General features: G+C 46.6%; 14 protein-coding genes. 5 read left to right on the top strand and 9 right to left on the bottom strand.

Going from position 1 to position 14,749, the window contains the following annotated elements; genetic code table 11:
- Nucleotides 1-62 precede the first annotated feature (62 nt).
- The 4 genes from DLD82_RS04640 to DLD82_RS04625 are packed head-to-tail and all read right to left on the bottom strand — an operon-like array spanning nt 63 to nt 3,328.
- Complete coding sequence (locus DLD82_RS04640) at nt 63-536, bottom strand: CS domain-containing protein (protein ID WP_109939946.1); 474 nt, start codon at nt 534-536, stop codon at nt 63-65.
- Nucleotides 526-1,146 (bottom strand): ArsR/SmtB family transcription factor, encoded by a 621-nt coding sequence (locus DLD82_RS04635; protein WP_109939945.1) that lies wholly within the window; start codon nt 1,144-1,146, stop codon nt 526-528. The genes DLD82_RS04640 and DLD82_RS04635 overlap by 11 nt, the downstream gene beginning before the upstream one ends.
- Before the next feature lie 33 nt (nt 1,147-1,179).
- The gene (gene guaB, locus DLD82_RS04630; RefSeq protein WP_109939944.1) at nt 1,180-2,640 is read right to left on the bottom strand and encodes an IMP dehydrogenase; all 1,461 of its coding nucleotides are present in this window, start codon (nt 2,638-2,640) and stop codon (nt 1,180-1,182) included.
- 1 nt (nt 2,641) lies between these two features.
- A complete protein-coding gene (locus tag DLD82_RS04625) occupies nt 2,642-3,328 on the bottom strand; it encodes a (5-formylfuran-3-yl)methyl phosphate synthase (RefSeq protein WP_109939943.1) in 687 nt (228 codons plus the stop codon).
- A gap of 44 nt (nt 3,329-3,372) precedes the next feature.
- Here DLD82_RS04625 and DLD82_RS04620 point away from each other — a divergent pair, with 44 nt between their 5' ends.
- Both DLD82_RS04620 and tmk read left to right on the top strand, forming a co-directional pair.
- Nucleotides 3,373-4,047: a HisA/HisF-related TIM barrel protein gene (locus tag DLD82_RS04620; RefSeq protein ID WP_109939942.1), complete on the top strand. Its 675-nt coding sequence runs from the start codon at nt 3,373-3,375 to the stop codon at nt 4,045-4,047.
- Entirely contained in the window at nt 4,038-4,661 is a 624-nt protein-coding gene (tmk, locus tag DLD82_RS04615) for a dTMP kinase (RefSeq protein WP_109939941.1), read from the top strand. The genes DLD82_RS04620 and tmk overlap by 10 nt, the downstream gene beginning before the upstream one ends.
- Nucleotides 4,662-4,670: 9 nt before the next feature.
- Here tmk and DLD82_RS04610 read toward each other — a convergent pair whose 3' ends face one another.
- The 3 genes from DLD82_RS04610 to DLD82_RS04600 form a co-directional block, all read right to left on the bottom strand.
- The gene (locus DLD82_RS04610) at nt 4,671-6,368 is read right to left on the bottom strand and encodes an AAA family ATPase (RefSeq protein WP_219968302.1); all 1,698 of its coding nucleotides are present in this window, start codon (nt 6,366-6,368) and stop codon (nt 4,671-4,673) included.
- A 117-nt stretch (nt 6,369-6,485) separates the two neighbouring features.
- Nucleotides 6,486-9,083 carry a valine--tRNA ligase gene (locus tag DLD82_RS04605; protein WP_109939940.1) on the bottom strand — a complete coding sequence of 866 codons (2,598 nt, stop codon included), beginning with the start codon at nt 9,081-9,083 and terminating at the stop codon, nt 6,486-6,488.
- 101 nt (nt 9,084-9,184) lie between these two features.
- Nucleotides 9,185-10,255, bottom strand: a complete 1,071-nt coding sequence (locus tag DLD82_RS04600; RefSeq protein ID WP_109939939.1) for a tetratricopeptide repeat protein — start codon at nt 10,253-10,255, stop codon at nt 9,185-9,187.
- Nucleotides 10,256-10,474: 219 nt separating this feature from the next.
- Between DLD82_RS04600 and DLD82_RS04595 the strand changes: the two genes are divergently transcribed.
- Nucleotides 10,475-11,683 (top strand): TIGR00297 family protein, encoded by a 1,209-nt coding sequence (locus DLD82_RS04595; protein ID WP_109939938.1) that lies wholly within the window; start codon nt 10,475-10,477, stop codon nt 11,681-11,683.
- Here the strand turns inward: DLD82_RS04595 and DLD82_RS04590 are convergent.
- Together DLD82_RS04590 and DLD82_RS04585 are read right to left on the bottom strand one after the other, a co-directional pair.
- Nucleotides 11,680-12,522, bottom strand: a complete 843-nt coding sequence (locus DLD82_RS04590) for a hypothetical protein (protein WP_109939937.1) — start codon at nt 12,520-12,522, stop codon at nt 11,680-11,682. The two genes, DLD82_RS04595 and DLD82_RS04590, sit on opposite strands and share 4 nt — an antisense overlap.
- Nucleotides 12,523-12,524: 2 nt before the next feature.
- Complete coding sequence (locus DLD82_RS04585) at nt 12,525-13,115, bottom strand: pyruvate kinase alpha/beta domain-containing protein (RefSeq protein WP_109939936.1); 591 nt, start codon at nt 13,113-13,115, stop codon at nt 12,525-12,527.
- Nucleotides 13,116-13,154: 39 nt separating this feature from the next.
- Here DLD82_RS04585 and DLD82_RS04580 point away from each other — a divergent pair, with 39 nt between their 5' ends.
- Nucleotides 13,155-14,324 carry a redox-regulated ATPase YchF gene (locus DLD82_RS04580; protein WP_109939935.1) on the top strand — a complete coding sequence of 390 codons (1,170 nt, stop codon included), beginning with the start codon at nt 13,155-13,157 and terminating at the stop codon, nt 14,322-14,324.
- A gap of 45 nt (nt 14,325-14,369) precedes the next feature.
- Entirely contained in the window at nt 14,370-14,690 is a 321-nt protein-coding gene (locus tag DLD82_RS04575) for a hypothetical protein (protein WP_109939934.1), read from the top strand.
- Nucleotides 14,691-14,749: the final 59 nt, after the last annotated feature.

Genomic DNA, 14,749 nt, shown 5'->3' with positions numbered 1-14,749 from the left:
GGATGATATATGCACAGGTATTGAAATTTTGAAAAATTCCAAAAAAAGAAAAAGTTATATCTCTAGAAAAATTCAGTTTCCATGCCCGGATCTTCTTCGTTTATTTTTTCGGGCACAGAATCCTTTTTAACCAGGACGACATCAAGCACTCCGTTGCTATAGGTAAATGTTGATGTCTCCGGATTAATTTGAAACTGAAGGTCAATCGTTCCGGACAGCCCGTTCATACCGACATGGCATGCCTTCTCATTGAAGACTACCTCCGGATTATTTCCAAAACCGGTCGGTAGCTGAATGGTCAGAAACGCAGTCTCTTCTGCGTCAACCATCTCATAGGAAAGCCCGGTCTTATTTCCTTTGCCCAGGGTCATTCCATCCTGGGGATGCAGTCCTCCGGTAATAATTGCACAACCAATGATACCTGGTTTGACCTCAGTACCGTCCTGCATTTTTCGCATATTCTGTTCTAATGAAGTGATCTGCTCAAGTAACCGGACCAGGTTTTTCAGCAGATCATCGTACGGATTAATCGGCATATATACCTCGGAGTTCTAATCCTGTTCCTTTTCTCCATACAATTCCTTCGTCCGTGAGCTGGCGGAGGGTACTTTCAACCGTCTCCGGAGGAAGGTCTGTCAGATCCCGTATCATAGCAGGATTGCCAGCTCCATGAGCAAGAGCCACTGAAACCAGCATAATCTCTTCTCCATATCCGGCCTGTTTGCCTTCATGGAGGACTTCACTTATCTGGTGATCAATTTCACGTTCCTTTTCCTCAAGTTTCCTGGCAAGTTCATCCCGTTCTTCAATCATCTGCCGGAGTTTTTGTAAGGATATCAGGAGACGCTGTTCACCTGAAAGAATCATCGGGATCAGATCATGGCTTTGTTCGTCCAGATGTACCTGGATACTGATGTCATGCTCAAGATAGTAATACTTTCTTCTCCGGCAATCACTCCGGAATGCGAGGATTCTTGCATCTTCGAGCATCTGGAGATGGTCAATGACGGCTTTTGGGGATATCATAAGCCGTTCTGATATCTCTGTGACAAAACAGGGCTTTTCCCGAAGAAGTTCAATGATTCTCCTCCGGTTACGGTTTCCCAGGATATCCAGAAGCCGGGATAACTCCGCCTGTTCCAACATCACTAACTCTATGTTAGTGAAAATAGGTATTTATTATATTCGGTAGTTCGGGGCTTCATCGGTGATGGTGATATTATGCGGATGGCTCTCAAGATACCCTGCCTGGGTAATCCGGATAAACCTGGTCTTTTCATGCATATCTCCTATGGTTCGCGCTCCAACATATCCCATGGCCGATTTAAGGCCGCCTATCATCTGATAAATTACATCAGCAACCGGGCCGACATAGGGGGTAACTCCTTCAACTCCTTCAGGGACAAATTTTGTCTTTCCTATCTCTTTCTTCTGGAAATACCTGTCTGAAGAAACACCGGTGCTCATAACCCCGAGCGAACCCATGCCCCGGTACTGCTTGTATTTTCTACTCTGTATGGTAACTATCTGGCCTGGCGACTCATCGGTTCCGGCAAAGAGGTTTCCCATCATCACAGAATCTGCACCTGCAGCAATGGCTTTTGCAACATCTCCGGAGAATCTGATACCACCATCAGCAATGATGGGAACATCCATCTCCTTTGCAACCTCTGCAACCGATGCAATCGCGGTGACTTGCGGAACTCCGACTCCGGCGACGACACGGGTAGTACAGATAGAACCCGGCCCGATACCAACCTTCAGACCATCAACATTATCAATGAGTGCCTCTGCAGCAGCTTTCGTTGCAATGTTTCCGGCGATTACATCAACCGGGATACTCCCTTTAATATCCCTGACACTTTTAACCACATTGAGATTATGACCATGAGCACAATCAACAACGATGGCATCAACACCTGCTTCAACAAGCATCATTGCCCGGTCATGGTCAAAGGGACCAACCGAAGCGGCAACCCGGAGGTTTCCATCCTTGTCCCGGATTGCAATTGGAAACTGCCTCTTTTCCAGGAGCTCCTGCATGGAGATAATACCGGTAAGAAGCCCATCCTCATCCACCACCGGAAGTCGTTCAACCTTCCTTGAGTACATGAGGTCAAAGGCATCGTCAATGGAGATGCCTTCCTGTGCAACAATCGGCTCGGGAGTCATGATAGATCGTACCGGTTTGTTTCCGATGCGGCTTACCATGGCTCTTAAATCCCGCCTGCTGACGATACCTATGACTTTTTCATCTTCAACAACCGGAACACCACCAATTCCATGATAGGTCATCATCCGGTCGACATCAGCTATCAATGAGTCCGGCGTGACGGTAAGAACTTCACGCTGGACAATTTCGGACTCCAGTTTGACTTTCCTGACCTCTTCCACTTCCTGTTCCGCCGACATGTTCCGGTGGATAACCGTAATGCCCCCTGCCCGTGCGAGTGCAACAGCCATCGGTGAGGTACTGACCGTGTCCATTGCAGCACTGACAAGAGGAATGTTAAGCGGAATATTGCGTGAAAAACGGGTGGTAACATCCGCCTGGTCCGGCTCAACTTCAGAAGCGGCCGGAATAAGCAGAACATCATCAAAAGTGAGTCCGGATTCTGCCTGTAGTTTTTCGATATACATATCAGTGGACCATACTTACTGCCTTTAAAACAAGTTCTTCCTGCACCATTGCTCTTCTGTCTCCCCCACAAACCATGCCTCTGACCCCGATGATCTCCGGATCTATCCGTTTTAGAATATCAATATCCTGAAATTTCAGAGATCCTGCAAGGGCAGTTTTTATACCGAGTGATCGGTTCAGGTTTGTAAATTCTACCAGGGTTGCCTCATCCATAAATTCAAATGTGGATTTGCCATCCTTGATTCCGGTATCGACCATTGATACATCTGCACCTGCCTTTGCTGCAAGTGGAGCCATATCAAAAGGTGAAATGGTATCAAGCCGTTCCCAGTCAGAATAGGCTGCAATGACAACAGATTTTTGAGGATAGGTGTCTTTGACCGCACGGGTTACTGATTGAATAACTGTCTGTGCTTCTTCAATACCATCAAACATCAGCCCGATTTTTACATAATCTGCACCAGCGGTAGCAGCTCCAAGAGCAGTGAGGGCTGCACCTCCGGGCTTATAGTCAAAATCACCTATTGCGGCACTAACCGGTTTATGGGTAAGTTTTTTTATTGCACTTATTATCCAGGGAAAAGAAGCTCCAAGTGAGCCTTCTTCAGGACGCTTTACATCAACAATATCAGCAGAAAGTGTCTTCTTTGCTTCTTCGATTGTTGCCGGGCTGACAAGCAACTGCATACATTTTATGGATCTGTCATCTAAATAGTGATTACGTTTGTAATATGGACCTTTATTTAGCCACAGACCTGAAATCCGGTTGTATCGTTCACGGAAAGAGTGGGATGCGGGAGAGTTACGCTCCGGTAACATCCATTCATGCATCGACCGCAGAGCCAATCGCGTTTATCGATCAATTGCAGCCAAAATATCTTTATATCGCAGATCTGGACCGAATCTGTGGCACTGGCGATCATGATTCCCTGATACCCCATCTCGCAGAGCGGACAGAATGTATCCTTCTTGACCGGGGTTGCCGGGGTCCGGATGACATGCTCCACATTGCCGGGGTGAAAAATATCGTGGGCACCGAAACTGCCGGAGACGTCCTTGATCGGTTTACCGGGGGAGTTCTTTCGGTTGATATAAAAAATGACCTGGTCATTCCCTGGAAGTCCGATCCGGTTTCGTTTCTTTCTTCGTGCAGCAGGTATCACTTCGAGATGGTAATTCTTCTGGACATCGGCCGGGTCGGGACCAGGAGAGGTCTTTCCTCCGGCATGCTCTCTGCATTTCGTGCAGCATATCCGGGCACACTTCTCTGGGGCGGGGGTGTCTCTTCTGAAGATGACCTGGTTCTCCTTGCAAAATCAGGGTTTGACGGGGCGATAATTGCAACCGCGGTGCATACTGGAATCATCCCCGTTGAGTATATCCGGAGGGGAACATTTTGCTTGTAACTATTGAGGGGATTGACGGAAGTGGAAAATCCACCCTGCATCAGGCACTTGGAACTGCTCTGGCGGATTTTTCTCCGGTGATAACCCGTGAGCCCGGGTCTACCTGGATAGGTGATGCGGTCCGCCGGGCTATCCGGGAACAGGCAGATCCGGTGGCAGAGGCCCTGCTCTTTGTTGCTGATCATGCAGCCCACCTCCGGGAGATTGTCCGGCCTGCCCTGGCAGAGGGTCATCTTGTTATCTCTGACCGGTATATAGACAGCCGGTATGTGTACCAGCAGGTCACCCTTGATGGCATCATCCCTGACCCGCTTTCATGGCTCAGGGCAGTCCATTCAGGATGGACTATTATTCCTGATCTTACTATTCTCCTTGCGGTTCCGGTTGCTGTTGCCCTGGAACGGACCGGAAAGAGAGGAGAAGGAGAACATTTTGAACAGGAACATGTCCTCTCCCGGGTTCAGGAGTATTATATGCGGCTCGTAGAAGAAGACCCATCCAGGTTTGTTATCATCGACGGGACATTGCCGCCGGAACATATTCTCCGGGTGGCATCAGAAGCGGTTAGGTTCCGGCATGCAGAACAGAGAAAAAAAAGAAAAAATAATAAGTAAAATTTTGTACTAATCAACGGTTTTTACGGCTATATCATATATTTTATCGAGTTTTTCAATAATCTCCGGATCAATTTCGTCAGGATATAGATATTGTGCAATTTCATAATAACCGCCTTTATTTATCAGTACCTTTTGTCCTGATCTTTCAAAAAAATCAGCCCAAAGTGGGTCAAGGAAATCATCGCTCATCTTCGTTTCTGTCCACCATCTGTCTTTCCGATCCCGCATCGCCCTTGGAGGAATCGCATCAGTTAAACATTCTTTCATCATGTTTACCATCTGCTGTGTTGCAGGGTCTGGTTTATTTTCCAGAAATCTCACTATTACTTCCGGGATGGCAAAATAGTTTTCAATTTCCCGTTTTTTCCAGGAAATAATGGTAAGATTTGGATCTTTTTTTATCTCCTTATTAAGACGGTCAAAAAGTGCAATACCACGAAGGTTTTTATTTGCTTCTTTCATGGCGTAGTAGTGCTTTTGTGCTTCTGATGGTTCATTACATCCAATATATCTGATAAAAGGAGCTGTAAGATAAGGAAGACTTTTGTGATTCAGTATTTTTGCAAATTCCTGAAGTATTGCCAAATCGGTTGATCCCTCAACATAGAGTACCCAATCCCTTCTCTCGGCCAGATAATACTGATCATATCCGTATTCCCTGAGTGATTTTTCAAGTCCTACTTTTTTGTCTATTCGGTGAGGTTTGCCAATAAACGCCACGACAACGTTTTTATCTGCTGCTTCATTTAAAACAACCTCTGAGTGACTTGCTGCAATTATCTGGCTTTTTGTTTTTTGTGATGATTGAATAAGAAGATTAAATATTTGCCGTTGCCGTAATATTTCCAGATGCGCATCTGGTTCATCAAGTAACAGAACATCTCCCGGATGTGAATACAAATATGCAAGCAATAGCAGCGTCTGGTGCAGACCTCTTCCTGCTGATGAGATATCCAGAGTTATTCCGGATCCTATCTCATCATATTCCATCGTTATTTCACCACGTTCTATGATGTATTCTGGTGTATGTAAGATGACTCCAAAGAGATCCCTGATGTTTTGAACAACTGTTTTCCAGGGTTCATCATTTCCTGATGAACTAATCTGATAACAAAGATTTCTCAAGACTTCTGCTGTTCTTCCTTCACCAATTTTTACATTAATGGCTCCGGTTTCTAATTTTATTTCCTGTGCTGCAAGGCCTGACATTGGTGGCAGAAAAGCAATAGAAAATGACTTTAAGTTTTGTGAGATGGAAAGGAGTCTTCCTTCTTTATCCTTGATTGGTCGGCAATAGAGGGATTCAGGATTAGCGTAATCAAATTCAAGTCCACATGTCCAGGGTTCATTATCGGTTATTCCTTCCAGTATGATCTCAATCTTGATATTTGTGGTTTTTTGTTTCCCCTCTGTCAATTCTGATGATCGAACATGAAGGTCTCGCCATAGAAGGGTAGCCTCCGGAATAGGGACTGCAAGAAGATCCCTCCGATTGATTGTGACGCCTGTTCGTTTTTGTACTGAAGAATTCAATCCTCTTTTTTCTATCCATTTTGAAAGCCCGATTGAAAACAGAGTCAGAGCCTGAAGGGCGGTTGTTTTCCCTGAGTTATTGGGGCCAATGAATACCACCGGGTCCCCAAGGGGAATTGTAACATCTTCGAATCGCTTGAAATTTTTAATAGAAAGTGATGTAAGCATCATTATTGTGAATAATATTCTGGTACATTGCCTTGTCACATGTATAATTCTTTTTTTGAAAGGTGTGTCCAGTGATAATAATGGTGATAAAAAAAGTTAGATTTTTAATAATTACTCGTGTTACTGGTCGATGGTGATGACCAAGTCATCACTGACCGGAATCAGGTCAACACTTGCCCCGGCAACCGTATACGAAAGCTGGGGGAGAACAGATCCTTCCGGAACACTTATCTCCTCTCCGTCGACCATGATGGTTTTTGGAACCTTTGTCAGTTGATCCTTTGGCAGTGCTTCAATAGCCTGCATGAATCCTTTTGCCTTTCCTCTGAGTTTTGGTCCGATTATGCCCATATCAAACTTCACACCACTTACGACCTGGGTAAGCTGTGGCATTCCGGCCTTCCAGGTAAGGGTGCAGTTAAGGGCACTACTTCCGTCTCCGGCATCGTCAACTGCATAAGGAGTGTATACGGTGACGTTACCAAGCGGAGCATTAAGGGCCAGCCCTTTGTCATGTTTGTACCGCCGGATCTCAGATATTACCTGGACAAGGGTCTCCCCTGATTTGAGTGCTTCTTCATCTGTATACGAGAAAGAGACCCATGGCTGCTGGTGAACTGATCCTTCATTCATGAATGACCAGATCTCTTCAGCAAAGTAGGGAGTAAATGGTGCCAGCATCCGGCAGATTGCATCAAGAGAGGTCCGGATTGCAACACAGGCACCGTCCCGTTCGGAGGAATCCGTATACAGTCTGCCTTTTACGATCTCAATATAATTGTCTGCGAGAACATCCCAGGCAAACTCCCTGATTGCTTTAAGGCCCTTGTCAAACTGGTATGATTCCAGGGATTCGGATACTTCACTGACAGTCTCACTGAGCTTTGTAAACAGCCAGCGGTCAGCAAGAGCAGTTACCGGTGCATCATCCTTAAAGGGGGCACGGTCGAGTTGCATGAGGGCAAACCGTGAGATATTCCACATTTTGGTAAGGAACCGGTTTGCAGCAACCACATCATTCCAGTTAAACTGGATATCAGATCCGGTTGCAGCTCCTGATGCAGCCCATTGCCGGAGTGAATCAGCCCCGTACTGCTCCAGGATTTCTTCCGGAACGGTAACATTGCCCCGGCTCTTACTCATCTTAAAGCCGTCTTCTCCGAGTACCATTCCATTTACGAGGATCTGTTCCCAAGGCTTTCCTCCGGTAAGGGAGACTGCACGAAGGATGGTATAAAATGCCCATGTCCGGATGATATCATGGCCCTGGGGACGGATCTGTGCCGGGAAGAGAGGAGGAACCTTCTGGCTTCCGTCCCATCCGGTCACATGCATAACCGATATTGACGAGTCCATCCAGGTATCAAGAACATCGGTTTCCGGTTTATAATTGGTACTGCCACATTTCGGACAGGGTTTTTTCGGAGCATCCACCGTCGGGTCAATGGGGAGGTCTTTTTCATCCGGGAGCAGTATTGCGCCACAGTCTTTACAGAACCAGATAGGGATTGGGCTTGCAAAGATACGCTGCCGGGAGATACACCAGTCCCATTCCATCTGTGAGATCCAGTTCTCCATTCGGAGGAACATGTGCTCCGGATACCATTTGACCTCTTTTGCGGCTTTTAATGCTGCTTCATGCGGGATTTTTACAAACCACTGGTGTTCGGAGAGGATTTCTATGGGTGTTTTACACCGCCAACAGGTTCCGACACGCTGCTCGAGTGGTTCCTGCCTGAGAAGGATTCCCCCGGCTTTCATATCTGAAAGGATTGCTTCACGACAGGAGGTTGTATCCATGCCCTGGTATTTTCCGGCGATCTCGGTCATATGGCCGGTTTTGTCGATTGCCTTCCTGAGCGGGAGTTTATGAACCTTCCACCAGATGACATCCTGCTTGTCTCCAAAGGTACAGATCATAACGGCTCCGGAACCAAAGGCAGGATCGACTGCCTCATCACAGATGATGGGGACTTCATGTCCAAAGATAGGGACTTTCAGGTGCTGACCTTTTCTATCCTTGTACCGCTCATCATCCGGATGAACTGCAATAGCAACACAGGCGGCAAGAAGTTCAGGTCTGGAGGTTGCGATCTCAAGGCCGGAGAAGTTGAAATAATTGAGTTTTGTGGTCCGGTCGCTGTAATTGACCTCTGCAAAGGCAATGGCAGTCTCACACCGGGGACAGAAGTTGACCGGATGGTCTGACTGGTAGATTTGTCCGGCGTTATACATCCGGAGAAACGAGAGCTGGGTCTTGCCAAAGTACTCCGGCATCATCGTGATGTATTCGTGGCTCCAGTCGATGGAAAATGCCATTCTCCGCATGGATGCCCGCATCTTCGTGATATTGCCGATTGTCAGTTCGCGGCACATCTCGCGGAATTTCTGCCGGTCAACATCATTCTTTGTTATCTTATGGATCTCCTCGACTTTCACCTCGGTTGGAAGACCATGACAGTCCCATCCCTGCGGGAACATGACATTGAATCCTTTCATCCGCTTGTATCTGGCTAAAAAATCAATATAACACCAGTTAAATGCATTTCCAATATGAAATTCACCGGTGGGATATGGTGGAGGTGTATCAATGACAAACCGGGGTTTTTCTGACCCCTCTTTAAAGTAGACGTCTTCATCTTTCCACGTCTGCTGCCATCGCGATTCTACCTCACGATACTCATAGGTTTTGGGAAGTTCCCGCAAGACCCTCGACATTGCTCATACGTTTGTGGGTGAAGGGTAATGTAGATGATGGAACAATCCGGAAAAAAAAGGGGAGTAAGAAACTTAATAAATTCTAAAAGAATAGGGAGGTTTCAGCACATAGAGCCGATACCACAGACCGGGATACTGTCGCTTGAACCAAACATCGAGGATGATATCGGAACATATGATCTTGTGGCCTGTTCCTTAGCCCGCTGCGCCTCTTCCTTTAATCCAAGCTGCTGAAGGACCCGGGAATAATTATTCCAGATATCATTGCCTCCCATTCCAATATCTATTGCATGTTTATAGGCATCTGCAGCCTCCTTATTTCTGCCGATAGATGAAAGCAGATTGGCATAGTCTGCCCATAACTCTGGCTGAGCGTCATTAAGTTTGAATGAGTGGTCGTATGCGTCAAGGGCCTCGCTGGTTCTTCCTGCTTTTTGGAGAAATGCTGCATAGGAAGCATAACTGGAAGCATCGTCAGGAGAAAGAAGAAGTGTCCGGTTCATGGTCTCTATTGCTTCACTGGTTTTCCCAAGGGAAAATTGCGTTTCAGCCATTTTTTTGAGGACCGAAGGGGTAATATTCTGCACCAGTGCCTGCAGGTAAACAGCCTCAGCTTCAGTAAGTCTTCCAAGGTCTGCGAGGACATCCCCATAATCGGTGAGGGTTTCAAAATCAGGAGACGATATCCGGGAGAGGTCAGCATATGCATCTGCTGCATATTTGAGTTCACCGATTGCAGCAAGTCCTTCTGCCTGCTTTTGTAGATCCGTTGAGCTGAGGTCCTCTGATGATCGAATCACCTGTGAACTTTTCGGGTTTCCTCCGGTAGGGCTGTCCCTGATGCTTGACGCCCAGGGAATCACATAGACATAATCATACGTATAGGAGGCATTTGCCCCCGGAAGCTCACAGGAACAGGTTGGATAAAACATCCCCTGTTTGTAGTAGGTGTGGGAAGTTGTAATGGCATTCGAGGAATTTCCATCATCAAATGACCAGTGAACCCTATCACATTCTTCAGCTCCGGGAAATGAAAAATAGACTGTTAAAGGGGCTTTTCCTTCTGTGGGAGCATAGGTTGGTGCTGCACACACTCCATTGCTTAATAGAAAGAGGAGAACAAATATCTGAACAACAATTGAGTATTTGGCGGTTCTCTGATATTTTTGCATCACAATTATTCAGTATAAAAATTGGTGCGTAAGGTTAAAGAATTTCATGGATGATACTTGGATGATATGGAGAAAAAAATCATCTCCCCACCGTAATTGAATAAAATTAACCTAAATTTTCGTTTAATTCAGAATGCCGGAACAGTAAAGGGCTTTATATAATAAATCAAAAAACCTCCATCCAACTATTTATTGCGTTACTAACAAATTACATACCCTATGTTCAGCACAGTGAGATGGATTGCTTTTGCTCTTGCAGTTCTTCTCCTGATAATATCTCCATATCTTCCACCTGGAATCCCCGGATTTCTGGTTTTTATCGCAGCGGTCTCGTTGTGGTTTAAGAACGAAGACCGGTTACTTGTTTTTGCATTAGGGGCTATAGGGTTCCTGGGTCTTATCGGGATTCTTCCAATTTTCGTTTTGTGTGCAGCAATTCTTATTATCGCAACAAAAGAACTCATCTTCTCCCTGACCGGGGGCCGGACCATAGAATATGCATTATCCTTCATCTGCGGTCTTCTGATTGCGGCATTTGTGATGGAATACCTTGGTGTCCGGTCATGGCTCTCTGCGGTTGTCGGTGCTACGGTCTGTGTCCTTCTTCATTCGATTCTTAAAACACAAAAGAATGCCATAACCATCGAACTTCTTGCCGTTGCTATGATCATGCTGCTTATTGAAGACCTGGAATATGAAGCTGAATTCCCCCTGGTGGCCACTGCAGTCGTTATTGCATTCGGGTTTAGTTATTTTGCATACCGTCTGAAAACTGCAGATATCCCCGGATTATTTTCCGCTGCCCTGGTAGGGGTTCTATTGATTGTGTTTGCCGGAGGCATATCCTGGTTTTTAATCATGCTGGCCTTCTTCATTCTTGGAGCTATTACCACCCGATATAAAATGGATTACAAGAAATCCCTGCATGTTGAGGAAGAGAAGGGAGGGGTCAGAGGGTACATCAATGTCTTTGCAAATGGCCTCGTATCCGTTTGTGCCGCGATTGGATTTGGTGTGACCCAGCATCCGGTATTTATTGCTGCATATGTGGGCAGTGTCTCAACCGCTGCTGCTGACACCGTTGCAGGAGAGATAGGTGTATGCTTTGGAAAACCCCGGCTTATCACCACCTTTCAGCCGGTGCCTGAAGGGACAAATGGTGGTGTCTCGGTTATCGGTGAGATGGCAGGACTTATTGGTGCACTGTTTATCTCCCTCTCCGCCTTTCTTCTCGGTGTTGCAGATGCCTCGATATTTGTTGCTGCGGTAATCGGTGGCTTTATCGGTACAAACCTTGACAGTCTGCTAGGAGAATTATACGAAAATAAAAAAGTGTGGGGGAATGCAGGGACGAATTTCTTCGCAACCCTTGGAGGCGGGATTATTACTGTTCTTCTGTGGGGAATAATCGTCTTTTTTTCTGGTTAATACTTATACCAGCGTCCTTTTTCGTCAAATTCCCCATATTCAACAATTGTCTGTTGTGATATTTCCGAATAGCACTGATATTTAAAGACAATCAGGAACGGGACAACGATACAGGAAACAATGCCGAAAACAATTGCGGTGACAAGACTTCCTTCCGGTCCGATGAGATTCTGCCAGTCAACAAGAGTATAGTGGGAAAAGGTTTCCTGCTGAACGGTCATGTTCATCTCAATAAACGGGGTGAATTTATCCGCCAGGATTATGCCCCAGAGGAATGCCCCGAACAACGAGACTCCCAGGATGAAAAAGGCGCTAATAATGTAATATCCGATGGCACCGAAGAAATTCAAACTGACAAGTTCCAGGCTCCTTTTCAGGGTCCCAAATATGTTTCTTTTTTCACAGACTGCCACATTGTCAATGTACAGGGAGAAGATAAGGGCTGGAATCACGATTCCAATAGTAAGGCCGGTAAGGGTATAGGGGTCTCCTCCAAACCCCATGATAGATAGGGGGATGCTGAGAAGCAGCATCAGGATAAACATCATTCCTGCGAGTGTGATACAGGGCAGGACGATAGGAAAATAGTTTTTCAGTCCTGCAGAGAGGATTTCCCTGGGGGATTTTTCTCCTGTCTGCAGAACAAAATTCATCATCCCGACCAGGAATGGGGCTGCAATCAGAGAGAGCATCGCTATTTTTCCTGCAAGGAACATGCCATCGGAAAACTCAAGCCAGATAACACTGGTCATGATAAGTCCGGCATATACTCCGGAGATCCAAAGCAGGGGTGTGTGAATCAGTTTTGAGAAAGTATTCCTCAAAGCGGTTTGTATCATGGTTACCTGTTCCTGGGCATTGCTACAATTTCACGGACCTGAAGATCAAAGAATCGCTGGGTGGTTGAGGGTCTGATAACACAGACGGTATCTGCGCCGCTTGCTGTTCCTCCAAGAGCAATCACTTCATCTGTTACACCGATAGCACCCTGGTCTGCAGCGATAAGGGTACTTTCAACCGCCACTTTGAGTCCCACAGCAACTATTCTCCGGAGAGCTTCTGCGACAGCTTCACTCCGGGATCCTCCACTAACCTTGGGAGAAGACGAAAATGCGCGTTCCAGGCCGGATAAGACATGAGTTCCGGTTATTATGGTCACTCCTGCCTCCCGGAGTGTTGCTGCCAGTTTCTCATCAAACTCCCATACTCCGGGCGAGGAAAACCCGACAACATGAGTTACGACAATCAGGCGGATCTGTTTTCCTTTCAGTTCTTCATATGCCACCCGGGCGCTATTCCCGCTTGTACTGGGCACAATTATCGTTGATAATCCAAGTTCCTGTGCACGTTCAGCACCAATCCGGATAGCATCCCTGGTGTTTGCCTCACCGGGTTTATCAAAATAATACACTTTTTTGGTGCAGTATCCCATACATACCTGTTAGTTCGCACTGGGATTTGAGGACCATCTATGATAACCCTCGCACTTGCTGGAAAACCAAACTGTGGTAAATCTACGTTATACCGGGCAGCAACCATGGCTCCCGCCGAGATTGCCAATTATCCGTTTACGACAATAGATGCAAACCGGGGAGTGGCCTATGTCAGGGTTCCCTGCCCCTGCACCGCCCTTGCGCATCGCTGTGGTGTCTGCGCTGACGGTATCAGGTACATTGCGGTTCATCTGATCGATGTTGCCGGGCTGGTCCCTGAGGCACATACCGGGAAGGGACTTGGTAACCAGTTCCTTGATCATCTTCGTCAGGCTGATGCAATCATCCAGGTGATTGATGCCAGCGGAAGTACGGACATTGAAGGAAACCCTGACAACCCCGGCACCCATGATCCGATCGATGAGATACCTATGCTCAAGACCGAGATGGCAATGTGGCTGCATGGAATTATCGAGAAACACTGGGCAAAAATGCAACGACAGGCCCAGTCAAAGACATTCTCCGTATATGCAGGTATTGCAGAAGTTCTGGCCGGCCTTTCAATAAAAGAGGAACATGTCCTGGAAGCTGAGCGGGAAGCCGGCATAGAGCTCAGGCTTGCATCATCAGAGAACCTGATCGAATTTTCCAGGATCCTGATGAAACATGCAAAACCGATGATAATTGCCGGGAATAAAGCAGATCTTGCATCACCTGAACTCATCGAGAAGGTAAAAGGATCCGGTGCTATCCTTACATCCGGGGCGGCAGAACTGGCTCTTCGGACTGCCGCAGCATCGCAGGTGATAGCCTATCATCCTGGCGATCCGTCCTTTAGCATTCCGGATGAGAGCAAATTGAGTGAGGCCCAGAAGACTGGTCTTATGAAGATGAAGGCATACATGGACCAGCACGGAGGCACCGGTGTTCAGGATATCATCAATCGGGCCGTTTTTGAGCTCCTTGATATGATTGTTCTCTATCCGGTGGAGGATGAAACACACTTCACCGACGGACAGGGACGAGTCCTCCCGGATGCATTTCTGATGAAAAAGGGATCAACCCCCCATGACCTTGCATTTCAGGTTCACTCAGACATTGGGAACGGGTTTTTGTATGCTATTGATGCAAAAACAAAAATGCGGATAAAAGAGAGTGCAATCCTCAAAGATGGGGATATCATCAAGATTGTGAGCACAGCAAAATAAATCCGCATCTTTTTATACTAAAGAATTAATATAAGTGGTTTACATATGGGCGGCGAGGTGTATCAGGCCCAGGTTCTGAAGAACTTTTTTGACACTATCACGGGTACCGACAGGAATCTTACCCGGATATACATGTGTGTCATCAGCCTAGCCAAGCTTCGCGGTGAAGATGTGGAGATGATTGGTCGCCTTGTAGAGCAACTCAAACAGAGTAAAGTAAAAAAGGAACTCTCTATTGATGTGCTTGATTACATGTGCGGTATTGCGTCTGAACTTGAGATAACCGCAGTGAAAACTGCATTTGGTGTCAAGGAAATCTCCGAGGTTGTCCAGGACTTTGATTCGGTGAGCCTGGACACTCTGTAATTTTTTTAGGCGTTGTCTTTTTTCATGTGGTCTTAAATGTCCGCAGATCCTACATACTC

It is taken from the genome of Methanospirillum stamsii, assembly GCF_003173335.1.
GTDB lineage: Archaea > Halobacteriota > Methanomicrobia > Methanomicrobiales > Methanospirillaceae > Methanospirillum > Methanospirillum stamsii.
Note: the sequence above shows the minus strand (reverse complement) of the source record. Positions and strands in the feature narration are given on the sequence as shown.

Coding starts and splice junctions, on each gene's coding strand:
- DLD82_RS04640 (WP_109939946.1), bottom strand. CDS start 536: ATGCCGATTAATCCGTACGATGATCTGCTGAAAAACCTGGTCCGGTTA.
- DLD82_RS04580 (WP_109939935.1), top strand. CDS start 13,155: ATGATAACCCTCGCACTTGCTGGAAAACCAAACTGTGGTAAATCTACG.
- DLD82_RS04575 (WP_109939934.1), top strand. CDS start 14,370: ATGGGCGGCGAGGTGTATCAGGCCCAGGTTCTGAAGAACTTTTTTGAC.
- DLD82_RS04620 (WP_109939942.1), top strand. CDS start 3,373: ATGGACCTTTATTTAGCCACAGACCTGAAATCCGGTTGTATCGTTCAC.
- DLD82_RS04625 (WP_109939943.1), bottom strand. CDS start 3,328: ATGCAGTTGCTTGTCAGCCCGGCAACAATCGAAGAAGCAAAGAAGACA.
- guaB (WP_109939944.1), bottom strand. CDS start 2,640: ATGTATATCGAAAAACTACAGGCAGAATCCGGACTCACTTTTGATGAT.
- DLD82_RS04590 (WP_109939937.1), bottom strand. CDS start 12,522: ATGATACAAACCGCTTTGAGGAATACTTTCTCAAAACTGATTCACACA.
- DLD82_RS04635 (WP_109939945.1), bottom strand. CDS start 1,146: ATGTTGGAACAGGCGGAGTTATCCCGGCTTCTGGATATCCTGGGAAAC.
- DLD82_RS04610 (WP_219968302.1), bottom strand. CDS start 6,368: ATGATGCTTACATCACTTTCTATTAAAAATTTCAAGCGATTCGAAGAT.
- DLD82_RS04600 (WP_109939939.1), bottom strand. CDS start 10,255: ATGCAAAAATATCAGAGAACCGCCAAATACTCAATTGTTGTTCAGATA.
- DLD82_RS04605 (WP_109939940.1), bottom strand. CDS start 9,083: ATGTCGAGGGTCTTGCGGGAACTTCCCAAAACCTATGAGTATCGTGAG.
- DLD82_RS04585 (WP_109939936.1), bottom strand. CDS start 13,115: ATGGGATACTGCACCAAAAAAGTGTATTATTTTGATAAACCCGGTGAG.
- DLD82_RS04595 (WP_109939938.1), top strand. CDS start 10,475: ATGTTCAGCACAGTGAGATGGATTGCTTTTGCTCTTGCAGTTCTTCTC.